Source organism: Streptomyces sp. NBC_01478 (assembly GCF_036227225.1).
Lineage (GTDB): Bacteria > Actinomycetota > Actinomycetes > Streptomycetales > Streptomycetaceae > Streptomyces.
In genome coordinates, this window is sequence record NZ_CP109444.1 from 848,298 (window position 1) to 869,683 (window position 21,386).

Here is a 21,386-nt window from a genome sequence, read left to right on the forward strand (position 1 = left end):
CACAGCGCAGGGCTGTTTAGCCTGTCGGTACCGGATCATCGCCGGACTCCTGAGAACGGAGCAGTCAAGGTGAACGACGCGTCGAAGGCCGACATACGCCAGGTGACGGAGGCCCCGACTCCGACGCCGGACACACTGGAGCGGGTACGGCGGCATCGGCGCCACACCCTGGAACTGCTCACGGTCTGCGCCGTGGGACTCGTCCCCTGGACGGTCCTGCTGGCGGTGACGCTGCCGTCCGCCTACGAGGTCCACCAGTGGCGGACGACCTGGGTCGGGTTCGACGTCCTGCTCGTGCTCGCGATGGCGGCCACCGCACTGCTCGGCTGGCGGCGGCACCGGGCGGTCATCGTGGCGGCGGTCTCCTCGGCGGCGCTGTTGATCTGTGACGCGTGGTTCGACGTGTCGCTCGCCATCGGCACCGCGGACGTCTGGTCGGCCGCGGCCCTCGCGGTCTTCGCCGAACTGCCGTTGGCCTTCTACCTGATACATCGGGTGCTCGGGATGATCTCGCTCGCGCAGTGGCCGTCCGCGGCGACCGCGACGGGGGTCGACGAATAGCCGCCTTGCCCCTGGGGCAACGGTGAGGTTTTCGCAACTCCCCTTTGTTCCCGATGACTTCGTTCGGAAATCCCCAGGGCTGAAGTTGGTCGCCATGGAGAGCGGCGAGGTGGCAGGACCTCGGCGCGCGGCATGGAGGATGTCATGCCCGAGATGTATTTCGATGTGCGCTGGCCGGACGGTCTGACCCAGCGCTGCTATTCCCCCTCCACGATAGTCGAGGACTACTTCACCCCGGGCGCCGAATACGAGCTCGCCGAATTCGTCGAGCGCAGCCGTACGGCCCTCGGTATCGCCGGGGAGCGAGTGCGGGAGAAGTTCGGTTTCCACTGCACCGGCGCCTCCGACCAACTGGCGCGCATAGAACGGACGGCGGCCTCGTACGGCGACGTCGGCGGCGCCAAGGTCACGGTCGAGTCGCTCCTCGGCGCCGACGGGAGTCCGCGATGAGCCCGGCCGTACGGCTGGCCGGCGCGCACTTCCCGGTGGCCGTGGTGGGTGGCGGTCAGGCGGGTCTCTCGGTCAGCCACGAACTGCGCGAACGCGGCATCGACCACGTGGTCGTCGAGGCCCACCGGGTCGGACACGAGTGGCGTGAGCGCCGCTGGGACTCCTTCTGTCTGGTGACCCCCAACTGGCAGTGCAGGCTGCCCGGTTACCCCTACCGGGGTGACGAACCCGACGGTTTCATGGTCCGCGACGACATCGTGCGGTACCTGGAGGGCTACGTCGCCCACTTCCGTCCGCCACTGGTCGAGGGCGTGAGAGTCACGAGGCTGCGGCGCTCCCCGGGCGGAGCCTTCGAACTCGCCACCACCGAAGGGGACTTCACCGCCGACCAGGTGGTGATCGCGACCGGCCCCTACCACACCCCTTCCCTCCCCCCGATGGCCCAGCGACTGCCCGACTCCGTCACCCAGGTCCATTCCTCCCGCTACCGCAACGCCGCCCAACTCCCCCCGGGCGCCGTCCTGGTGGTCGGCACCGGCCAGTCCGGCTGCCAGATAGCGGAGGACCTGCACCTCGCCGGACGCCAGGTGCATCTGGCCGTGGGCAGCGCGCCGCGTGTCGCCCGCTTCTACCGCGGCCGCGACTGTGTGGCCTGGCTCGACGAGATGGGCCACTACGCGAAAAGCATCGACGACTTCGACGACGCCGGCGCGGTCCGGATGCGCGTCAACCACTACGTCACCGGACGGGACGGAGGCCGCGACATCGACCTGCGCGCCTTCGCCCGCGACGGTATGCGGCTGTACGGCCGGCTCACCGAAGTCGGCGGCGGCGCACTGGAGTTCGCCGACGACCTCAAGGTCAACCTGGACCACGCGGACGCCGTCGCGGAGGGCATCAAGGACGCCATCGACGCCCACATCACCGCGCAGGGCATCGCGGCACCGGACGAGCCCCGCTACGTACCGGTGTGGGAGCCGGACGACCAGCCCCGTGAACTCGACCTGGTCCAGGCCGACATCACGTCCGTCGTCTGGTCCACCGGGTTCCGCCGCGACCACCGCTGGATCGAGGCACCGGTCTTCGACGGCCGCGGCTACCCGATGCACTGGCGCGGCGCCACCAGCGTCCCCGGCCTGTACTTCCTGGGCCTGCCCTGGCAGCACTCGTGGGGTTCGGGCCGCTTCGAAGCGGTGGGCAGGGACGCGGAGTTCCTCGCGAACCACATCGAGGCCTCGCGCCGCCTCGCCGACGTCTGCGGCACCCTCACCGGCGCCCCCACCGAACTCGCCTCCGCCCTCCCGATCGGCTGAGGAACGGGAACACCATGGTCTACGACGCACACCGCCACATCGGCGTCCTGCCCGCCTACCCCTTCTACGGCGGCCCGCCGGTCAACCCCGACACCACCGCCCGCGCCACCGTCAAGCAGCTCGTCGCCGACCTGGACGCGGAGGGCACCGAACGCGCCCTGGTCATCCCGAACTACGGCGTCCCCGACCCCGCGATCGCCTTCTCCTTCAACGAGTTGGCGATCGAGGCCGCCCAGACCGACGACCGCATCCGGGCCGGACTGTGGGTCTCCCCGCGCCCCGAGGACGAGCAACGCACCGCACAGGCCCTGGAATTGGCGGGCGAACGGGGCGTGAAGGCCCTCAAGCTGAGCTTCCTGCTCGGCGGACGCCCCACCGACCCGGCCTGCCGCCCCCACCTGGACCGTATCTTCGCGGAGGCCGCCCGGCACGGGCTGGTGGTCCATGTCCACACCTCCCCCGGCGCCGCCTCCGACATCGACGAGGTCGGCCACCTGGTCGACTGGTACGCCGATCAAGTCCCCGTCCATCTCGTGCACTTCGGCGGCGGGATGAGCGGCCACATCAAGCTCGCCGGTTCCCGGTTCTTCGACTGGATCACCGCCGGCAAGCACGTCTACACCGACCTCTCCTGGGCCATCGGTTTCACTCCCCGCTGGCTGGCCCGGGAGATCGAGCGCCGCGGTATCGGCCACGACCGGGTGCTCTTCGCCAGCGACCAGCCGTGGGGCGACTTCACGGGTGAATACGCCCGCCTCGCCGAAGCGACCGGCGGCGGCGAACTCGGCGACCTGGTCTTCAGGGACACGTTCGCCGCGCTCTACGACTGACCGACCTCCCCTCTCCAGTCCGGCACGCACAAGGAGACAGCCATGTCCGAAACCGTCGAACTCAGCGAGATCGAGCAGCAGTCCCTCAACGAGATCCCCCACCCGTCCCTCCCCGACGGCACCAGCATCTACGGCGCCACCAAGGTGTTCCCCGACTACAAGGCCGAGGACGGCGAGACCTACTTCACGCTCGTCCACGGCATCGCCCACGAGTCGTCGGTGTCGTTCGTCGCCGTCCTCCAGGCGACCCGCGCCCTGCGCAAGGGCTTCGAGACGGCCATCTACTTCTACGGCCCCGGCTCCCTCAACTGCCTTGCCACGCGCGGTTTCCCGACCACCGGCAACTCGGCCTTCCCCGGCGAGCACAACATCAACAACCAGCTCAAGACGTTCATCGCCGAGGGCGGCAAGGTCTTCTGCTGCCGCTTCGGCCTCTCCCTGCACGGCGCCCGCGAGGAGGACCTCATCGAGGGCGTCATCCCGACCCACCCGCTCGACGTCCAGGACGCGCTGATCCACTACGCGCGCAAGGGCGCCATCATCAACTCGACCTACCAGCTCTAAGGGGGCCGCTGTGAGCGTTGGCACCGAATCGACGAGTACGGCGGTGGATGTGCGCATCCTGACCCGCGCCGAACTCGCCCTGCACGGCGTCGCGTTGGACGCCCCCGTACGGCGGCCCGACGGCGCGGGTCCGAGCGGCGACGGTCACGTCCTCGTCGACGGTGCCAACGCCGCGCTGCCCACCAACCCCGCCAGCCCCTACCTCGTCCGCGACGGCAGTGTGTGGCTGGGCGACCAGGACACCGGGCTCGCCCTGACCGCCGTGAACCGCCCGAAGTTCTACGACCTGACCACAGCCGACGGCATCCCCTACGAGCACATCGCCCGTCTCCACGGCGCCGACGTCCTCGCCACCACCGTCGTCCAGACCTGCATCCGCTACGCCGAGTCGGACCGCTGCCGCTTCTGCACCATCGAGGAGTCCCTGCGCTCGGGCGCGGCGGTCGCCGCGAAGACACCGGCACAGCTCGCCCAAGTCGCCGAAGCGGCGGTCCGGTTGGACGGCGTGAAGCAGATGGTCATGACCACGGGCACGACGACCGGCCCCGACCGGGGCGCGCGCAATCTCGTCCGCTCCGTGCGCGCCGTCCTCGAAGCGGCCCCGGGCCTGCCGATCCAGGTGCAGTGCGAACCGCCCGGCGACCTCGCCTGGATCCGTGAACTGCACGACGCCGGTGCCACCGCGATCGGCATCCACGTCGAGTCCCTCGACGAGGAGGTGCGGCGGCGCTGGATGCCGGGCAAGTCGACCGTCCCCATGGCCGAGTACGAGGCCGCCTGGGACGAGGCGGTGCGGGTCTTCGGGCCGAACCGTGTCTCCACGTATCTGCTCGTCGGGCTCGGCGAGGACCCGGACGAACTCATCGCGGGCGCGGGTGAGTTGATCGACCGAGGGGTGTACCCGTTCGTCGTCCCGTTCCGTCCGATGGCCGGCACGCTCGCGGCCCGCGACGGCATTCCGGCACCGAGCGCCGAACTCCTGACGTACGTCACCGAGGGCGTCGCGGCGAAACTTCGCGCCGCCGGGATGACAGGCGCCGACCAGAAGGCGGGCTGCGCGGCCTGCGGCGCGTGCAGTGTTCTGCAGTCGGCGGGCGGGTGATGTCCATGTACCTGGACGGCTCCGCGGCACCCCTCGTGACGGACGGGCCGGTCGACATCCTGGCGCTGCTCGGCGACCGCAGCACCCTCGCCCGCCGCCCCGCGTTCCACATCGAACAGGCCGCCGACGAAGCGGAGTTGGCCACCTACCGACGGCTGCGCACGGAGACCTTCGTCCACGAGCAGGGGCTCTTCACCGGCGACGACCTCGACGACCGTGACGCCGACGCCCGCACCGTCGTGCTGGTCGCCCGGGCCCCCGACGGCACGGTGATCGGCGGGGTGCGGCTGGGCCCGGTCGACGACGGTCCCGACCTCGGCCGGTGGCAGGGCGGCCGACTGGTCGTCGCCCCGCGCGCCCGTGGCCCGCAGGGGATCGGCGCGGCACTGGTCAGGGCGGCCTGCGCACGGGCCGAGGCGGAGGGCGTCCTGCGGTTCGACGCGACCGTGCAGGCCCGCAACGAGGTGCTGTTCCGGCGGCTCGGCTGGCGATCCGTGCGCACCACGGAAGTCGCCGGCACCCCGCACGTCCTGATGCGGTGGCCCATCGACCGGATAGCGGCCCAAGTCGCCGCAGCGAAGGCCGCGTTGGGCCCCCTGCTCGCCGCCCTCCCCGCCCCGCCCGGCTACGTCGGCGACGACGGCGCGCCCGTCCCCGGCACCGATGTGATCGCCGCGTGCGACGCGATCGTGCCGTCGATGGTCGAGCGGGACCCGGAGTGGGCGGGCTGGTGCGCGGTCCTGGTGAACGTCAACGACCTTGCCGCGATGGGCGCTTCACCGGTCGGGCTGCTGGACGCGGTGGGGGCACGCGACGCCGCGCACGCCGCGCTGGTCCTCGCCGGACTGTCCCGGGCCGCACAGGCCTACGGCGTCCCGGTGCTCGGCGGTCACACCCAACTCGGCGTCCCCGCCGCCCTGTCGGTGACCGCGCTCGGCCGCACCGACCGGCCCGTGCCCGGTGGCGGAGGACGGCCCGGACACGCCGTACGGCTCACGGCCGACCTCGGCGGCAACTGGCGCGCGGGCTACCGGGGCCGCCAGTGGGACTCGACCACCCGGCGCCGTACGGACGAACTGCGCACGATGACAAGGGCGGTGGCCGTCGCACGGCCCGCCGCCGCGAAGGACGTGTCGATGGCCGGGATCGCCGGGACACTGGGGATGCTCGCCGAGGCGAGCGGTTGCGGTGCGGTGCTCGACATGGCCGAGGTACCACGTCCCGCTGACGCCTCGATGGGCGACTGGCTGACCTGCTTCCCGGGTTTCGGGATGCTCACCGCCGACGAGCCGGACGCGGCGGCACTGCCGGCCGGGCCCGCGACGGGCGCCGTGTGCGGGGAGTTGACGGCCGGTCAGGGGGTCCGGCTGCGCTGGCCGGACGGAGAGATCACCGAAGCGGTCACCTCGACGGTGACCGGAATGGGGACGGCATGAGCACGCTGCGGATGGCGGCCGTGGCCGCCGAGTTCGGCCGCGACCTCGAAGAGGACTTCGCGATCGCCGAACGGCTCATCAAGGAGGCCGGCGAGCAGGGAGTGCGACTTCTCGCGCTGCCGGAGGCGTGCCTGGGCGGCTATCTGCTCAGCCTGGACGACGACAGCGCCCTGGACGAGGGCCCGCCCGCACTCGCCCTCGACGGCCCGGAGATCCGCCGACTCGCCGCCCTGGCCGGGGAGTTGACGGTCGTCGCCGGATACTGCGAGGCCGCCGAGGACGGACGGCAGTACAACAGCGTCGTCTGCGTCACCGGCGACGGCGTCCTCGGCAACCACCGCAAGGTCCACCAGCCGCTCAGCGAGGACGCCAGCTACGCGTCCGGCGACCGCTTCCACGCCTTCGACACCCCGGTCGGCCGGATCGGCATGATGATCTGCTACGACAAGGCGTTCCCGGAGTCGGCCCGGGCCCTGGCGCTGGACGGTGCCGAGATCGGGGTGTGCGTGTCGGCCTGGCCGGGTGCGCGGACGAACGCGAGCGCGGACCTGGAGAAGGACCGCTGGAAGCGGCGTTTCGACCTGTTCGACCGGGCCCGCGCGCTGGAGAACCAGATCGTGTGGCTGTCCGCCAACCAGTCGGGCACGTTCGGGTCGCTACGCTTCGTGGGCAGTGCCAAGGTCGTCGACCCGGGCGGTGAGATCCTCGCCGACACGGGCGTGACCGCCGGCATCGCCGTCGCCGAACTCGACGTCGCACAGGCCCTGGAGACCGCCCGCCGGTCGATGGGACACCTGCGCGACCGGCGGCCCGAGACCTACGGACCAGCCCCGGGAGCAGTCACCGCATGAGCACCATCCGGATCGCGGCCGCGGCCGCCCACTTCGGCCGCGACCTGGAGTTCGACCTGGCCCGCGTCGCCAAACTCGTCGACGACGCCCGCGGCCAGGGCGCCGGGCTGCTGGTGCTGCCCGACGCCACCCTCGGCGGCTATCTCGCCGATCTCCGCGACCCCGACCCCCAGACCCTGCCCCCGGCCCTCAAGCCGGACGACCCGCTGATCCTCCAAGTCGCCCGCCTGGCAGCGGAGATGGTGGTGTGCGTCGGCTACTGCGAGGACGGCGGCACCGAGCGCTACAACGCGGCGGTCTGCGTCAGCGGCGACGGCATCCTGGGCCGGCACCGCAAGGTCCACCTCCCGGCCGGCGAGGTCGCCGCGTACACGGCGGGCGACCGCTTCGACGCCTTCGACACCCCTGTCGGGCGGCTCGGCATGCTCATCGACTACGACAAGACGTTCCCGGAGTCGGCCCGTTCGCTGGCCCTGGACGGCGCCGAGATCCTCGCCTGCCTCTCCGCCTGGCCCACCAGCATCACCAACCGCGCCCCGCGCATGGCCCAGGACCGCCAGGCCCGGCTCTTCGACCTCTACGACCAGTCCCGCGCCGCCGAGAACCAGGTCGTCCTCGCCTCCTCGAACCAGACCGGCGCCATGGGCGGCATGCGCTTCCTCGGCCAGGCCAAGGTCGTCGGGCCCGGCGGCGACATCCTCGCCCGCACCTGGTCAAAGGCCGGACTCGCCGTCGCCGAGATCGACGTCGCCGCCGAGACCGACCGGGCCCGCCGTGTCCTGCGCCACCTCGACGAACGCCGCCCCGACGCCTACCGGGAGTCCCGTACGTGAAGATCGCCCTGCTCAGCTACTCGACCAGGCCGCGCGGCGGAGTCGTCCACACCCTCGCCCTCGCGGAGGCACTCGCGGCGCTGGGCGAGGACGTCACGGTGTGGACCCTGGGCCGGGGCGGCGACGCGGGCTTCTTCCGCCCGGTGAACCCGGCGGTACGGGTCGAGATCGTGCCGTTCCCGGACGGCCCGCCCGGCGAGACGGTCGGCGCACGCATCCTGCGCTCCATCGCCGTCCTCCGCTCCGCCTTCGACCCCACGCCCTACGACGTCGTCCACGCCCAGGACTGCATCAGCGCCAACGCGGCCGGCCGCTGCGTCCGCACCGTCCACCACCTCGACCACTTCACCACGCCCGAACTGGCCGCCTGCCACGAGCGGGCGATCGTCGAGCCGTACGCGCACGTGTGCGTGTCGGGGGCGGTCGCGCGGGAGCTGGCCGACGGGTGGGGCATCGACGCGCGAGTGATCCCCAACGGGGTCGCCTACGACCGTTTCGCCGCCACCGACCCTGCCGCGCGGGCGAGTTGGCGCTCCCGTCTGGGACCGTACGTCCTCACCGTCGGCGGTATCGAACCCCGCAAGGGTTCACTGGACCTGCTGGAGGCCTACGCCCTGTTGCGCGCCGACCGTCCCGAGGTCCGGCTGGTGATCGCGGGCGGGGAGACGCTGTTCGACTACCGCGACTACCGGGCGAGCTGGGAGGCGCGGGCCGCCGAACTCGCCGTGGATCCGGTGGTGTTGGGGCAGGTCGACGAGGGCGGGCTGCCGTCCCTGGTCGCGGCTGCGGACGCGTTCGCGTTCCCTTCGCTGAAGGAGGGTTTCGGGCTCGCGGCGATGGAGGCGCTGGCGGCGGGTGTTCCGTTGGTCGTGCGGGATCTGCCGGTGCTGCGTGAGGTGTTCGGGCCCGCCGCGCGCTTCGGAGCCACCCCCGAGGAGCTCGCCGCGGAACTCGGTCACGCCCTCGCCGTCGAGGACCCGGCGCGACGATCGGCCGGACGGGAGCTGGCCGCCCGCCACACCTGGGAGACCGCGGCCCGTAGCCACCTCGACTTCTACCGCTCCCTCAACTCACCTTCCTGAGCACGGGCGTTGACACCGTGTGCGATCCGCGTCACGGTGAGGGCCCGTAGTGCTCGGAGGTCGCCCATGGCTCCGCCCCCGTCCGATGCCGGCCTCGTCGAACGCGTACGGGCGATACAACCCCTCCTCCGCGAGCGCGCGTTGCGCACCGAGCAGGAGCGCAGGGTGACGGAGGACGTGGTGTCGGCGCTGACGGACGCCGGGGTGTACCGGATGAACGTCCCCCGGCGGTACGGGGGTTACCAGAGCAGGCTGAGCACGCAGGTCGAGGTGTTGGGCGAGATCGCCGCCGGGTGCGGCTCGACCGGCTTCATGGCGCTGATCCAGGCGGGTTGTTCGTTCATCGCCTCGCTCTTCCCGGACGAGGCCCAGGACGAGATCTTCACCGGTCCCGACGTGCGGATCGGCGGCACGCTCGTCCCGGACGCCGTCGCGGTCGCGGCGGACGGCGGTTATCTCCTCAACGGCACGTCGGCCTTCGCCACCGGTTGCCAGAACGCCGACTGGCATCTGCTGACGACCCGGGTCGCGTCCGACGGCGGGCCACCTGAGCTGCTGTGGACCGCCGTTCCGATGTCCGATCTGGAGATCCTCGACGACTGGTACGTCTCGGGGCTGGCGGGCAGCGGCAGCAACAGCGTCGTCGCACGGGACGTGTTCGTGCCCGCGCACCGCGTCCTGCCCGTCGGACCTCTGCTGACGGGCGAGTTCGCCTCGAAGGCCAACGCCGACGACCTCTTCTACCGGATGCCGGTCCTGCTGCTGTTCTGCGCCTGGACGGCGCCGAACGCGCTGGGTCTGGCCCGGGCGGCCCTCGCGGAGTTCACCGAGCGGATCCATCGGCGGGGCATCACCTACACCTTCCACGAGCGGCAGTACGAGGCGGGCGTCACCCATCTCCAGGTCGCCGAGGCGGCGTTGAAGATCTCCTGCGCCGAGCTGCTGACGGCCGAGTTCGTCGCGCGGATCGAGGCCGTGGCCGAGAGCGGCGTGTCGTACACGCAGGCGGAGCGGGCCAGGATCCGGGCGCAGAGCGGCTATTCGACGCGGCTGTGCAAGGAGGCCGTGGATCTGCTGTCCTCCGCCTCGGGAGCCTCTTCCCTGCACCGGGACGTCCCCGTCCAGCGGGCCGTACGCGATCTGCACGCGCTGAGCCTGCACTCGTTCGTCAACCCGACCACCAACCTGGAGCTCTACGGCCGGGTCCTCTCCGGGCTGGACGCGGGCACGCCGTTCCTCTGACGGCTCACCCCAGGGACGCGAACCAGGCCGCGGTGTCGCGGGGACGGACGAACCGGAGTGTGCTGAGCGGCGCGAAGCGGGGGTCGTTCGTACGGCGCTCGATCTCGGCGCGCCTGCCCGCGTGCTGCGACCAGGCCCACCAGGCCGGGTGCTCCCGGCTCAACCACCCGGCCCAGGTCTCCCTGTTGCCGCCGAAGACGCTCTCGCGGGTGACCGTGCGCCGGATCGAGCGGCGCAGGACGCGTGGCATGATCACCCGTTTCGTGTAGTCCAGCCAGATCACCGTGTCGGCCAACTCCCAGAGCAGATCGCGGACTTCGGGCGCGCCGATCGAGTCGATGATCCAGCGGGGTGCGGAGGTGAGCCGTAGAACGTCGTCGGTCAGGCGCTCGTTGACGGCCCAGCCGGGGCCGGTGAAGTACAGGGCGTCCATCTCGTGGTACGGCAGCTCCAGCCGCTCGCCCACGCCTCGGGCCAGCGTGGACTTGCCCGCGCCCGTCGCCCCGACCACCAAGACCCGTTCCATTCCCGCACCTTAACTACGATGTGCCGAGCCCGCCGATCATTGTCAGGAGCCCCACCATGAGCAGTCCGCGTCACGCCCACGCCTCCCTCGACGGGCTGGTGATCGGGGACGCCTTCGGTGACGGCTGGTTCACGCGCTCCGACGAGCCGGCCCAGGAGCTGTGGGCCGCGCGGGAGTTGCGCCCCGTGCCGTGGCTGTGGACGGACGACTCGGCCATGGCTTTCGTCCTGTTCGCGCATCTGGTGGCCCACGGCGAGGTCCGACCGGACGCGCTGGCACGGGAGTTCGCCGCCGAGTACGAGCGGGAGCCGGGGCGGAAGTACGGCCCGTCCATGCACGGCGTGCTGCGGCGCATCGGCGGCGGTGAGGACTGGCGGGCGGTCACCACCGGGCAGTTCGGCGGACAGGGGTCCTACGGCAACGGTGCCGCGATGCGGGTCGCGCCGCTGGGCGCCTGGTTCCGGGACGATCTCGCGGTCGCCGCCGAGCAGGCCCAGTTGTCCGCGCTGGCCACCCACGCCCATCCGGAGGCCGTCGCCGGGGCGGTGGCCGTGGCGGTCGCCGCCGCGCTCGCGGCCGCCGGGGAGGGTCGACAGGCCGCGCCACGCACCGAGTTCCTGCGGGAGGTCGCCTCGCATGTGCCGGAGAGCGATGTCCGCTCCGGCCTGCTGGTCGCCGCGAACTTCTCCGAGCGGACGTCGGTCCGGCACGCGGCGTCCGTGCTGGGTTCGGGGACGCTGATCTCGGCTCCGGACACCGTGCCGTTCGCCCTGTGGTCCGCCGCGGGGCATCCGGACGACCTGCCCGAGGCGCTGTGGCAGACCGTCGCCGGGTGGGGCGACCGGGACACCACCTGTGCGATCGCGGGTGGTGTCGTCGCGGCCCGCACCGGCACGGGCGGTGTCCCGTCCGCCTGGCGGGAGGCGTGCGAGGCGATCCCCGCGTGGAGCGGCTGGGACTCGCTCGCGGCGGCCCGCCAGGGCGGCGTGTAGATCGGACAGCGGCTCTTCGACGTGGTCGCGCGTCGCCTGTCGCGTCCTGCGCTCGGGTCCGGCACGGCTCATGGCCCCGGTCGGCGCCGTCCGGTGACCTTCGAGGCGGGGAGGCGACCGGCTTTCGAGGTGCCGGTGAGAGTGTCACCCTCGACGGTGACCGTGAAGGTCAGGTTCAGGCGCAGCGGCTTGGTGACCGCCTGTTTCCAGGTGATCCGGTCGCCGTCGACGACGACGTCCCGCAGGGTGACCTCCTCGCCCGTGCCGTGCGCGAAGCCGGTGAACTTCCCGCCCTCCCGGCGCAGTTCGACGACGGGCTTGATACGGCCGACGGGGGTGGCGATGGTCAGGTCCCAGACGCCTTCGATGGACATGGGTGGTTCTTCCTTGCCGGTGAAGTCGTGGAGTCGGTACGGGGGTCGATCGGGTGTCACAGGGTGACGGGGGCGGGACCCCGTGCCCGCCAGGTGGTACCGCGGCGCTCGTGGGCGAAGAGTTCCTCGACGGCGTGGGCGGTCCGCGGACCGATCTCGCGCTCCAGCAGGTAGAGGCCCAGATCGAGGCCGGAGGTGACGCCGGCGCCGGTGACCAGGTCGCCGTCGTCGACGACCCGGGCGTGGACGGTGTGCACGCCGGTGGCTTCGAGCAGGTCCAGGCCGAGGTGGTGGGTGGTGGCGTTGCGTCCCTCGATGAGCCCGGCCATGGCGAGGACGAGCGAGCCGCCGCAGACCGCTGCCATGGTGATCCGCGGATTGTCCATGGCGGACTTCAGCAGACCGGGCAGCCCGGTGGTCAGGGTGCGTCCGAGCAGGACGGGGATGAACTCGTCCTGCTGCCAGTCCTGTTCGTCGTCGGCGTCGACGTCGGGCACCTCGCCCGGTTCCCCGACCCGGCCGGAGGCTCCTGGCACGAGGACGAGGCCGGAGCGGGCGGGGTCGAGTGCGCCGGTGGCCCGCAGCATCAGACCACCGGTACCGCTGACGACGTCCCGGGGGCCTTCGGCCGAGACCAGTTCCACGGTCACGGCACCACCCGAGGCGCTGCCGCCCGCGTACAGGACCTCATAGGGGGCGACGACATCGAGCGGGTCGAAGCCGTCGAACAGAACGATCTGGACGTGCATAAGGCGTCTTCCGCAGAGGGAGGCCGGCGATCACCGGCCTGTCCCTCGACGGTAGAAGCGCGCGCGGGAGGCGACCAGCGGGCTCGGTGACAGGCTCCGACGGGATCCCGCCACGCTCGTCACCCTGCTGAATCCGTGCCGGAGGGAGGCTCGATCCGGAGTTCCACGGCCGTGATCGCGAAGGCCAGCGGCCCGGGCAGCAGCAGGGCGAGCAGCGGCAGCATCCACAGGAACGCGACGCACAGCCCGACCGCCGCAGCGATCAGCGCGGAGCCCATCGGATCGGCGACGGAGCGTGTCGCGGCCCGGTCCAGGGCCGGGCGCCGGCCGCGCGCCGCCTGCGGATCGGCGGCGGCGCGCAGGGCGACGACGAGTCCCGCCGCCGCGAGCGCGGTCAGCGCCCGTCGGAACAGCCGACGAGGAGGGGGGCGAACAGGGCGCCCGCGGCGGCGCCGAGGACAGCTCGTCTCCGGAAACCGGGTGGCGTCATGGCGATGCCTCCTGAGTGGGGCGTGGACATCGTTGTCTGAGGTCAGGAGTTGTTACCCGGTCCGGCGGAGGGTGGGGGGACGGACGACATGGCAAGCGCTTTCGCGTTGCAAAGAACGTAGGTCCCGTCCGTCCGGCCGGTCAACGGTGCTGCAGCACATGTTTGTTCGGACATGGGGCAGTGAGGCACATGAGGCACGGGTACGCCCGTCGGTACCCGTGCCCCAAGTCGAATGCGGCCACAACAGCCGTATGTGGAGGGGCTAGAGACGCACGGCCAACGCCCGCCGGGCCACCGCGACCAACTGCTCCCGCACCAGCTCCACGCACAGCCGCATGTTCTTGTCCGCGATGACGTTGTCGGGGATACGGCAGGCGAACTGCAGGCCCTCGTGGACCCGGGTCACCCACGCGCACACCTGGTCGCCGTACGACACCCGGATCAGTCCGTACGCCTTCAGCTCCTGCCAGCGCTCCGAACCGGGCAGGGCGCGCGAGTCGACGTAGGAGACGATCGAGTACAGGTCGGGTGACGTGGGCCTGAAGTCGGCGCCCAGCAGGCGCAGTACGCGGGCGATGGGCATGCGGGCCAGTGGGCGGTTCTCGCGGAGGGTGGCGCGGACCATGCGCAGGGCGTGGTCGAAGTCGGTAGCGTGCTGGACGGGGATCTCGATCGGCGCGCCGCCCACGTACCAGCCGACGGAGTCGGCCCAGCGGGACTTGGCGCGGGTGTGGAAGGGGACGACGGTGCGGTACACGTCGAGGCCGCTGATCTCGCGGGCGGCGAGGGCGACGGCCGCCAGGATGCCGACGAGGCTTCCGCCGTACGGGCGGCAGTACGCCTCGAAGGCCGCCGCGTCCGTGTCGTCGACGAGCATCTCCTGGAGGAACTTCTGGGTGGGCAGCGGCCCTTCGGGGTCGAGGCCGAGATCGACGGGGAAGTTCGGCAGCTTGCCGTCGCAGCGGGCGATGAACTCCCGCCAACGGGACACCACGGTGTGCGTGTCGTCGATCCGGTCGGCGTCCGTGCGTTCGCCCGCGCAGAAGTCGATGTAGCTGGCGACGGGCGCCGACTCGACCGACTTCCCGGCGAGGCCGGCCGCGTACAGCTCGTGGACCTCGCCCGCGATGCGGTGCAGCGAGTAGGCGTCGACGTTGCTGTGGTCGAACGCCAGGTAGACGCTCGTGCCGTCGTCGCGCACGACCGCCGCGAAAAGGAAGTTGGGCCAGGTGAGCGCGTCCGCCGTCACATCGAAGCGGTCCTGCAGGTACCGGGTCAGCGTCCCCGCGTCCGCGAACTCCCCCACGTCCTCGCGGTGCAGGGCCACCGCCTCGGCGTCCAGGGTGAAGCGGCGCATCTCGTCACCGGCCCACCGGAAGCCGCTGCGCAGCGTCTCGTGCCGGAGCATCCAGGACCGCAACGCGCCCTGGAGCACGTCGAGTTCGATCCGCCCCGGCATGTCGAAGGCGGTACCGAGCCAGGTCGGCACGAACAGTCCGTCCTCGCGCACCGATCGGGCCGTACGGATGTGGGACTCCTGCACGTACGCCGGTGGCCGCGCGTCGTCCGGGAGGGCCCGCGCAGCTCCTACGGCCGCCGGGTGCAGCGTCCACTCGACGAGTCGTCCGGGCCGGATCTCGCACCGCTGAAGGTCACTCATGCGCACAGGGCTCTCCGTTCGCCTGCCCACGGGAGGCCGCCGGGCACCACTGTCGATCCACGCCTCCATGCCGCTCGGGCACCGCTCACTGCATGGGAGATCAACGACCGGATATTCCGAAAGCAACGCTGTGAACAGGCTTGCTGATCAGCTCATTTCAGGCCGTACGTCGCAGCCGCGCCGAGAGGTGGTGTTGCAGCGGCTCCCCCACGGCCTCCAGATCGTGCTCGAAGGCGAGCGTGGTGTCGTCGGTCAGGGTGTAGCGGCGGCGGGTGGCGGTGACCTTCTTGGCGGTGGGGGTGAGGGCGACGTCGTGGGTGGCGAGGTCGACCGTGTCGCCGGTGGCGGTTCCTACGAGGATCTCCGCGATGCCGGTCGGCTGGGTGATCAGGGCCTCGATCCGGCCGTCGGGTTGCAGGCGCCACCAGCCGCTTTCGCGTGCCGCGGGGCGCAGCGGTGTGCCTTCGGCGTCGAGGATCCAGGCGCGGGCCTCGTAGTGCAGGAAGGGGCGGCCGTCGTGGGTGAAGGTGACGTCCTGGGCGTAGGTGAAGTCACCGGCGAGCGTGGGGTATTCGCCCTTGCCTCGGCCGTGCCAGTGGCCCAGGAGGGCGAGTACGGGGGTGAGGAGCGGGTGGGGGGTGGGTTGCTCGTCGGGGTTGTAGGCGTCGGGGTACGGGGGGTTGGGCACGGGGGCGCTCCTGTGGTTGGTGCGGGGTGTCGGGGCGCAGCCTAAGCGCTCCGCACGGAGTGCCCCGATATGCCGCCGTTCCAGTGACGCGCCGTGGGGGCTGGTCGCGCCCACGCGGCGGAGCCTCAAATAGACACAGCCCCGCGCCCCTTCGGGGGCGCTGCAGTCGACCCGGAATTCGCCGGCTACGAAGTTTTTGCTAACTCGCGGGGACCCCATGAACCGGCCCTCACCTGCACGGAGTCCCCTTTGTCCACGCGAACGCGCGGCCGGTAATCGCGAGTTCACCCTGCTTCTCTTCCTCCGCGTTCTACGCGCGTGGTGTCATGCACCTGCCCGCCACCCCCCACGTGGGCATCAACTCGACTAGGAGTTACGCATGTTGAGGACGTTCCTCGGCCGTGCCGGTGTCGCGCTGGCAGCCGGTGCCACCCTCTTCGTCACGGCTGTCCCCGCCAACGCCGCGACGTACACCGCCTTCGCCTTCTCGCAGTCCGGCACCACGCAGCCGGCCATCTACGACTTCATCAACTCGGCCACCTCCTCGCTCGACATGACGATGTACGAGCTGGAGGACACCACCGCCGTCAACGACCTGATCGCCCTGGAGAAGAAGGGCGTCACCGTGCGGGTGGTGCTGGACGCCGCGCACCAGTCCGCCAACAACTCGGCGTACACGGCCCTGACGAACGCGGGCGTGGGCGTGGTGTGGTCGCCGTCCAGCTTCGTCTACACGCACCAGAAGACGATCACCGTGGACGCCACCAAGTCCCTTGTCCTGACCGGCAATCTGACCTCGCAGTACTACTCGACCGGGCGCGACTACGGCGTGTTCACCGACGACACCCGCGATGTCGCCGCGATCGAGAAGGTGTTCAACGCGGACTACGCCGGAACCTCGATCACCCCGACCGACGGCGACCATCTGCTCTGGTCCCCCACCGACTCCCGCAGCCGACTGCTGACCGTGATCAACGCGGCCACCACGACACTGGACGTCGAGGAACTGGAGTTCAGCGACAGCACGGTGGTCAACGCGATCGTCGCCAGGGCGAAGGCGGGCGTGACCGTACGGGTGGTGCTGGAGACGCCGTCGAGCTATGCCAGCGAGGTGTCCGCGGTCAAGGCGGCAGGCGGCACGGTCGTCGGCTACTCCGACCCGAACGGCTTCTACATCCACGCCAAGGCCATGGTCGCCGACTACGGTCTGTCCACCCAGGAGGTGGAGGCGGGTTCGATGAACATCAGCAGCAACTCGCTGTCCAACAACCGCGAGTTGGGCATCATCCTCACCGGCACCGGGGTGGCCCAGTCCGTCGCCACCACCATCGAGACCACGTTCAAGAGCGACTACGCGGGCGGTACCGCCGCCTAGGGACGGCGTGCGCCGCACAGCGGTCGGCGCTACGACTCCGGGGTCGGGGGCCCCGGAGTCTGCCGCAGGGCCCGCAGGGCGAGGGCGAGTTCGGTGATACCCCGGGGGTCGGTCAGTGAGCGGCCGGTGCGTTCGGCGATGCGGCGCAGGCGGGTGCGCACGGTGTTGGGGTGGACGTAGAGCTGCTTGGCGGCCTCCTCGGCGGAGCCGCCGCGGTCGAACCAGGCCTCCAACGTGTCGAGCAGCAGGGCGCGTTCGTCGGCGGGCAGGGCCTCGATCGGACCGAGGACCTTGGAGGCGACGCGGGCCATGACGTCGGGTGCGCCGGCGGTGGCGACCGCGAGCGGCGAGTCGTCGAAGACGGTCACGGCACTGCTGCCCGCGTCGCCCCCGCGCAGGGCGACCTTGGCGAAGCGCAGGGCGTCGCCGGTGCGGTCGAGGTCGCCGTAGGAGGGGCTCACGCCCACGCGCCGCTCCGCGCGGTCCCGCAGCACCTCGACCAGGGTGCGCAGGTCCCGTGGGGTGCGCAAGTGCACGATGCCCAGCTGCAGTTCGGGGCGCAGTCGCCAGGCGGACCGGACGGCGCGCCGGGTGAGGAGAGCCGCGATGTCGGGCAGCGCCTGCCTGCCGATCCCGGGTACCTCCGCGGCGACCACGACGAACGGGCCCTCGCGCGGTACGCCCAGGACCTCGGCGGCGGACCACACGGCGTCGGCGTCCATGCTCCTGCCCTCCAGGAGCGCTTCCACCAGCGCCGAACGCTCCTGGTCGCCGGCGAGGAGCCGCTGGGCGACCGCGTCGTGGTAGCCCGAGACCATGGCCTCGGTGATGCCGTCCTGGATCTCCCACATGGCGGAGGCCGCGGCGACCAGAACGTCGTTGCCCACCAGGGCGGTTGTGGTCGCTTCGGCGACCACCGTCTCCCAGAAGTACCGCACGCCGAGCCGGTAGGCCGTCATCACGCTGGGCAACGGCACGTTCTGCCGGGCCCGTCGGCGGCCGATGTCGGCCGCGGCCTCGGTGTCCAGCGGTACCTGTCCGGTCAGGGCCTGGAGCGCGTTGCCGACGTGGGTCCGGCAGGCCTCCTCCAGATCCGCCTCGGGCACCGCGTCGTAGTGGTACTCCCGTGAGCCGGCGCGGATCCGCGCCGCCATCTCCTTCGCCAGTTCCCCGACGCGTTCGAGCAGCGCGGTCGCCAGGGCTCTGATCTCCTTGTCGACCACTTGTCTTCTCCGGTCTCACCGATCAGAGGGGCTGGTTCCACCGATCAGAGGGGCTCGTTCCACGGTACCGCCGGACCCGCCGCCCGCGCCGCCGCACGGGGGGACATCGCCTCCAGGGCGGCACGGAGCGCGGCGCGTGAGGTGATGCCGAGCTTGGGGTACAGCCGGTGCAGATGGGAGCCGACCGTGCGGTGGGAGAGGAACAGCCGCTCGCCGATCTGCCTGTTGGTCAGGCCCACGGCCGCCAGCTCGGCGATCTGCCGCTCCTGCACGGTCAGGGCCGCGGCCCGGGTGGCGGCTACGCCGGGGGTTGCGCCGGTGGCGACGACTCCGGTGGCGCGCAGTTCGTTGCGGGCCCGCTGTGCCATGGCCTGCGCGCCGAGCCGGTCGAAGGTCTCCAGGGCGGAGCTCAGATACCGGCGGGCGTGGTGGTCGCGGGCGCGGCGCAGCCACTGTCCGTAGGCGAGCTGGATGCGCGCGTGTTCCCACGGCCAGCGGGCCGCGTGGGGAAGGGAGAGGGCCGCTTCGAACAGCGGCCCGGCGGCGTTCTCGTCGGCGGCCACCGCCTCGGCTCCGGCGCAGCCGAGCGCGGTGCGCGAGGAGATCCGGTGGATGCCCGCCGTCCGCGCGGCGACGACCTGGTCGCGGGCCTCGTCCGTGCGGCCGGTGCGGACCGACGCCTCGACCAGGTCCAGGACCAGCCATCGGCCCGGGATGCCCGCGCTCGGCGTGCCGGCCGGGTCGATCCGGCCCACTTGGACGTGGGCCTCCTCGTAGTCGCCCTGTCCCATGGCCGCGAGGTGGCGGGCCGACCGGGCGTAGGCCTCCGTCACCTCGATGCCGCGGGGCGCGGCCCAGGTGGTGGTCTCCTCGCTGCGGGTGCGGGCGAGGTCCGCGTCGCCGCGCAGCGCCGCGCCCGTCGCGAGCAGGGCGCGGATCTGCCGCTCCCAGAAGCGGTAGCCGTGGGCGGCCGCCAGGTCCAGCCCCTCCTGGGCCAGGCGCTCGGCCTCGTCCCACCGGCCGTGGGCGTAGGAGTCGTGGCAGAGCAGCAGCAGCGCGGGGACGGCCATGGCGACGGCGCCGCCCTCGCGTTCGCGGTCGACCGTGCGGGAGACCAGGTACCGGTGGTCCGACAGGGCGTCCATCGCCACCGCCGCGAAGGCCAGGGGGATCAGTTCCCAGGGCGCCGGGTCGGCGGGCAGCGCCGCGAAGGCGTCGGCGAGGCCCTTGCGCAACGCGTCGGAGGCGTGTGCGGGGTCGGCGTACGCCTCGTAGCAGAGTCTGATCGGTGTCATCGCGGTCGGTTCGAACCGGTCCAGCGCGGTCCTGAGGAGCTGCCACGGCTCGGGGCCGAGGGTGTGGAGGCAGACGAGCAGCAGCGCGTACAGGATGCCGGCGTGGTCCCGGGCGTCGTCCGTGCCGGTGGCGGCGGTGTCGTCGAGGGCCCGGGCCAGCAGGCGGTGGGCGGCGTCGAGGTCGCCCTCGTCGTGGGTGAGGAGGTGGGCGGTGGTGGCGGCGACGAGGGCGGTCGGTGGGTCGGCGGCCCGTGCGGCGTCGGTCAACAGCCCTGGTACGTCGTCGAGTTGGCCGGTGAAGGTCGCGAAGTAGGCGGCCTCGGCCAGGCGGCGGGAGCGGTCGGCCGGGTGCGGGCTGAGTTCGCCGGCCCGCTTGAGCGCGGCCACGGCGGCGGACGCGTTGCCGCGCCACCGCTCGGACCCGGCCGGTTCGTCGCCGCGCCGCCAGGCGGGCAGGGCCCCTTCGTCCAGGGCGCGGGCCAGTGTCTCGTCCGGTCCGGTCGTGGCCTCGGCGAGATGCCAGGCGCGGCGCTCGGGTGCGTCGGCCAGGGCGGCGGCCAGACAGTGGTGCGCGCGGCGGCGTTCGCCGGGGGTCGCCCGGTGGACGATCGCGGCACGGGTCAGCCGATGGCGGAAGGAGATACGGCCGACGGTCGAGTCGGCGTGGAGCAGCTCGGCCTCCCGTGCCGGCGCGAGGGCGTCGAGGGTGTCGCAGTCCCCCAGGGCCCTGCGGATCACGGCCGGGCCGATCTCGGCATCGAGGGCGGCCAGGAGGAGCGCCGTCCGGGTCGTCGCGGGCAGCCCTTCGACGGCGGAGGCGAAGGCCTCCTCCAGATGCCCGGACAGGGGCAGCAGCGGGGGGAGCGGGAGGTGGCCGGAGCGCTGCGGGCCGCTCAGCTCCGCCGGCAACTCCCGCAGCGCGAGCGGGTTTCCCGCAGCTTCGGCCAGCATCCGGCGCCGTACCGAGGGCCCCAGTCCGGGCCACCGGGCGTCCAGTAACTCGGCCGCCGCCCGCTCGGCCAACGGCCGGGTCTCCCGTACGGGTATGTCGAGTCGGTCGCAGAAGCTGTCGGCCCCGGTCCGTGCGGCGGCCAGGAAGACGATCGGGTGGTCGCCGATCCTGCGGACGACGAAACCCAGCGCGGTCGCACTGGCCGGGTCGGTCCACGGCACATCGTCGGCGATCATCAACAGCGGCCGCTCGACGGTGACTTCGCCGAGCAGCGCGAGGACCGCGGTCGCCGCGGCCAGCGGGTCGGGCGACGGTCCGGGCGCGAGTCCGAAGATCCGGGCGACGACCTCACGGTGGTGGCCGGGAAGCAGCTCGGCGTGCCGTCGCAGCGGGTACAGCAGTTGGTGCAGCGCCGCGTAGGCCATCTCGGCCTCGAACTCCACGGCCACGGCCCGCAGTACCCGCGTTCCGGTCGCTGTGGCCCGTGCCGCGGCGGCGTCCAGCAGCGCGGTCTTGCCCGCCCCCGGGCCGCCGCGCAGCAGCAGGGCGGGCCGAACTCCGTCGTGCCTGGCCACCAGCGAGTCCAGCAGCCGCAACTCGGCCGCGCGACCGACCAGTTCCGCTCCAGGCCGTGAGGTCACCGACTTCCCTCCGTCACGTCGCTTGCCCGAAGAACCATGTCGGGTCGGTGAGAGGGATCGGGCGTGCTGTCCCTCTCCGGCAAGATCGTCGCCGATCGAGGAGCGGTGGTCGATGTTCCCGGTCACAGCATTCGGCGCCGAGGACGGTGGCCGCCCA

At 71.9% G+C, this 21,386-nt stretch carries 21 protein-coding genes; 13 read left to right on the forward strand and 8 right to left on the reverse strand.

The features are described from left to right. Positions 1-69: 69 nt before the first annotated feature. From OG223_RS03715 to OG223_RS03765, 11 genes are all read left to right on the forward strand, one after another. Positions 70-561, forward strand: a complete 492-nt coding sequence (locus OG223_RS03715) for a hypothetical protein (RefSeq protein WP_329242263.1) — start codon at positions 70-72, stop codon at positions 559-561. Between the two features lie 144 nt (positions 562-705). Continuing rightward, on the forward strand, positions 706-1,011 hold the full coding sequence (locus tag OG223_RS03720) for an MSMEG_0570 family nitrogen starvation response protein (RefSeq protein ID WP_329242266.1): 306 nt from the start codon (positions 706-708) through the stop codon (positions 1,009-1,011). Next, positions 1,008-2,324, forward strand: coding sequence for an MSMEG_0569 family flavin-dependent oxidoreductase (locus OG223_RS03725; RefSeq protein ID WP_329242270.1), 1,317 nt, complete (start codon positions 1,008-1,010; stop codon positions 2,322-2,324). Before OG223_RS03720 ends, OG223_RS03725 begins: the two co-directional genes overlap by 4 nt. Before the next feature lie 14 nt (positions 2,325-2,338). Next, positions 2,339-3,154 carry an amidohydrolase family protein gene (locus OG223_RS03730; RefSeq protein ID WP_329242274.1) on the forward strand — a complete coding sequence of 272 codons (816 nt, stop codon included), beginning with the start codon at positions 2,339-2,341 and terminating at the stop codon, positions 3,152-3,154. A 42-nt stretch (positions 3,155-3,196) separates the two neighbouring features. After that, complete coding sequence (locus tag OG223_RS03735) at positions 3,197-3,718, forward strand: MSMEG_0572/Sll0783 family nitrogen starvation response protein (protein WP_033279770.1); 522 nt, start codon at positions 3,197-3,199, stop codon at positions 3,716-3,718. Between the two features lie 10 nt (positions 3,719-3,728). Beyond that, a complete protein-coding gene (locus OG223_RS03740) occupies positions 3,729-4,820 on the forward strand; it encodes an MSMEG_0568 family radical SAM protein (RefSeq protein WP_329242278.1) in 1,092 nt (363 codons plus the stop codon). Then, the gene (locus OG223_RS03745) at positions 4,790-6,256 is read left to right on the forward strand and encodes an MSMEG_0567/sll0787 family protein (RefSeq protein ID WP_329242281.1); all 1,467 of its coding nucleotides are present in this window, start codon (positions 4,790-4,792) and stop codon (positions 6,254-6,256) included. The genes OG223_RS03740 and OG223_RS03745 overlap by 31 nt, the downstream gene beginning before the upstream one ends. Then, complete coding sequence (locus OG223_RS03750) at positions 6,253-7,107, forward strand: carbon-nitrogen hydrolase family protein (protein ID WP_329242284.1); 855 nt, start codon at positions 6,253-6,255, stop codon at positions 7,105-7,107. The genes OG223_RS03745 and OG223_RS03750 overlap by 4 nt, the downstream gene beginning before the upstream one ends. Continuing rightward, positions 7,104-7,940 carry a carbon-nitrogen hydrolase family protein gene (locus OG223_RS03755; protein ID WP_329242285.1) on the forward strand — a complete coding sequence of 279 codons (837 nt, stop codon included), beginning with the start codon at positions 7,104-7,106 and terminating at the stop codon, positions 7,938-7,940. The genes OG223_RS03750 and OG223_RS03755 overlap by 4 nt, the downstream gene beginning before the upstream one ends. Next, positions 7,937-9,022: an MSMEG_0565 family glycosyltransferase gene (locus OG223_RS03760; RefSeq protein WP_329242288.1), complete on the forward strand. Its 1,086-nt coding sequence runs from the start codon at positions 7,937-7,939 to the stop codon at positions 9,020-9,022. Before OG223_RS03755 ends, OG223_RS03760 begins: the two co-directional genes overlap by 4 nt. Before the next feature lie 66 nt (positions 9,023-9,088). Continuing rightward, positions 9,089-10,264, forward strand: coding sequence for an acyl-CoA dehydrogenase family protein (locus tag OG223_RS03765; RefSeq protein ID WP_329242291.1), 1,176 nt, complete (start codon positions 9,089-9,091; stop codon positions 10,262-10,264). 4 nt (positions 10,265-10,268) lie between these two features. Here the strand turns inward: OG223_RS03765 and OG223_RS03770 are convergent, their stop codons facing one another. Further along, the gene (locus OG223_RS03770; RefSeq protein WP_329242294.1) at positions 10,269-10,790 is read right to left on the reverse strand and encodes an adenylate kinase; all 522 of its coding nucleotides are present in this window, start codon (positions 10,788-10,790) and stop codon (positions 10,269-10,271) included. Between the two features lie 56 nt (positions 10,791-10,846). Between OG223_RS03770 and OG223_RS03775 the strand changes: the two genes are divergently transcribed. Further along, positions 10,847-11,782 carry an ADP-ribosylglycohydrolase family protein gene (locus OG223_RS03775; RefSeq protein WP_329242296.1) on the forward strand — a complete coding sequence of 312 codons (936 nt, stop codon included), beginning with the start codon at positions 10,847-10,849 and terminating at the stop codon, positions 11,780-11,782. A gap of 68 nt (positions 11,783-11,850) precedes the next feature. Here the strand turns inward: OG223_RS03775 and OG223_RS03780 are convergent, their stop codons facing one another. From OG223_RS03780 to OG223_RS03800, 5 genes are all read right to left on the reverse strand, one after another. Next, positions 11,851-12,156, reverse strand: a complete 306-nt coding sequence (locus OG223_RS03780; protein ID WP_329242299.1) for a hypothetical protein — start codon at positions 12,154-12,156, stop codon at positions 11,851-11,853. Positions 12,157-12,212: 56 nt separating this feature from the next. Then, positions 12,213-12,905 carry a DJ-1/PfpI family protein gene (locus tag OG223_RS03785; RefSeq protein ID WP_329242302.1) on the reverse strand — a complete coding sequence of 231 codons (693 nt, stop codon included), beginning with the start codon at positions 12,903-12,905 and terminating at the stop codon, positions 12,213-12,215. Positions 12,906-13,024: 119 nt separating this feature from the next. After that, positions 13,025-13,183, reverse strand: a complete 159-nt coding sequence (locus OG223_RS03790) for a hypothetical protein (RefSeq protein ID WP_329242304.1) — start codon at positions 13,181-13,183, stop codon at positions 13,025-13,027. 474 nt (positions 13,184-13,657) lie between these two features. Beyond that, positions 13,658-15,055, reverse strand: a complete 1,398-nt coding sequence (locus OG223_RS03795; protein WP_329242307.1) for a condensation domain-containing protein — start codon at positions 15,053-15,055, stop codon at positions 13,658-13,660. A 157-nt stretch (positions 15,056-15,212) separates the two neighbouring features. Next, positions 15,213-15,743 carry an FABP family protein gene (locus OG223_RS03800; protein ID WP_329242309.1) on the reverse strand — a complete coding sequence of 177 codons (531 nt, stop codon included), beginning with the start codon at positions 15,741-15,743 and terminating at the stop codon, positions 15,213-15,215. Between the two features lie 379 nt (positions 15,744-16,122). On the opposite strand from OG223_RS03800, the gene OG223_RS03805 reads away from it, so the two are divergent. After that, complete coding sequence (locus OG223_RS03805) at positions 16,123-17,118, forward strand: phospholipase D-like domain-containing protein (protein ID WP_329242314.1); 996 nt, start codon at positions 16,123-16,125, stop codon at positions 17,116-17,118. A 29-nt stretch (positions 17,119-17,147) separates the two neighbouring features. On the opposite strand, the gene OG223_RS03810 is transcribed toward OG223_RS03805, so the two are convergent. Together OG223_RS03810 and OG223_RS03815 are read right to left on the reverse strand one after the other, a co-directional pair. Continuing rightward, positions 17,148-18,341, reverse strand: a complete 1,194-nt coding sequence (locus OG223_RS03810; RefSeq protein ID WP_329242316.1) for a PucR family transcriptional regulator — start codon at positions 18,339-18,341, stop codon at positions 17,148-17,150. A 44-nt stretch (positions 18,342-18,385) separates the two neighbouring features. Next, the gene (locus OG223_RS03815) at positions 18,386-21,229 is read right to left on the reverse strand and encodes an AAA family ATPase (protein WP_329242318.1); all 2,844 of its coding nucleotides are present in this window, start codon (positions 21,227-21,229) and stop codon (positions 18,386-18,388) included. Between the last annotated feature and the right edge of the window lie 157 nt (positions 21,230-21,386).

What these genes read in the sequence shown, in the direction of transcription:
- OG223_RS03720 (WP_329242266.1), top strand. Translation starts at nt 706, where the DNA reads ATGCCCGAGATGTATTTCGATGTGCGCTGGCCGGACGGTCTGACCCAG.
- OG223_RS03725 (WP_329242270.1), top strand. Translation starts at nt 1,008, where the DNA reads ATGAGCCCGGCCGTACGGCTGGCCGGCGCGCACTTCCCGGTGGCCGTG.
- OG223_RS03730 (WP_329242274.1), top strand. Translation starts at nt 2,339, where the DNA reads ATGGTCTACGACGCACACCGCCACATCGGCGTCCTGCCCGCCTACCCC.
- OG223_RS03735 (WP_033279770.1), top strand. Translation starts at nt 3,197, where the DNA reads ATGTCCGAAACCGTCGAACTCAGCGAGATCGAGCAGCAGTCCCTCAAC.
- OG223_RS03750 (WP_329242284.1), top strand. Translation starts at nt 6,253, where the DNA reads ATGAGCACGCTGCGGATGGCGGCCGTGGCCGCCGAGTTCGGCCGCGAC.
- OG223_RS03755 (WP_329242285.1), top strand. Translation starts at nt 7,104, where the DNA reads ATGAGCACCATCCGGATCGCGGCCGCGGCCGCCCACTTCGGCCGCGAC.
- OG223_RS03765 (WP_329242291.1), top strand. Translation starts at nt 9,089, where the DNA reads ATGGCTCCGCCCCCGTCCGATGCCGGCCTCGTCGAACGCGTACGGGCG.
- OG223_RS03770 (WP_329242294.1), bottom strand. Translation starts at nt 10,790, where the DNA reads ATGGAACGGGTCTTGGTGGTCGGGGCGACGGGCGCGGGCAAGTCCACG.
- OG223_RS03775 (WP_329242296.1), top strand. Translation starts at nt 10,847, where the DNA reads ATGAGCAGTCCGCGTCACGCCCACGCCTCCCTCGACGGGCTGGTGATC.
- OG223_RS03780 (WP_329242299.1), bottom strand. Translation starts at nt 12,156, where the DNA reads ATGTCCATCGAAGGCGTCTGGGACCTGACCATCGCCACCCCCGTCGGC.
- OG223_RS03785 (WP_329242302.1), bottom strand. Translation starts at nt 12,905, where the DNA reads ATGCACGTCCAGATCGTTCTGTTCGACGGCTTCGACCCGCTCGATGTC.
- OG223_RS03790 (WP_329242304.1), bottom strand. Translation starts at nt 13,183, where the DNA reads ATGGGCTCCGCGCTGATCGCTGCGGCGGTCGGGCTGTGCGTCGCGTTC.
- OG223_RS03795 (WP_329242307.1), bottom strand. Translation starts at nt 15,055, where the DNA reads ATGAGTGACCTTCAGCGGTGCGAGATCCGGCCCGGACGACTCGTCGAG.
- OG223_RS03805 (WP_329242314.1), top strand. Translation starts at nt 16,123, where the DNA reads ATGTTGAGGACGTTCCTCGGCCGTGCCGGTGTCGCGCTGGCAGCCGGT.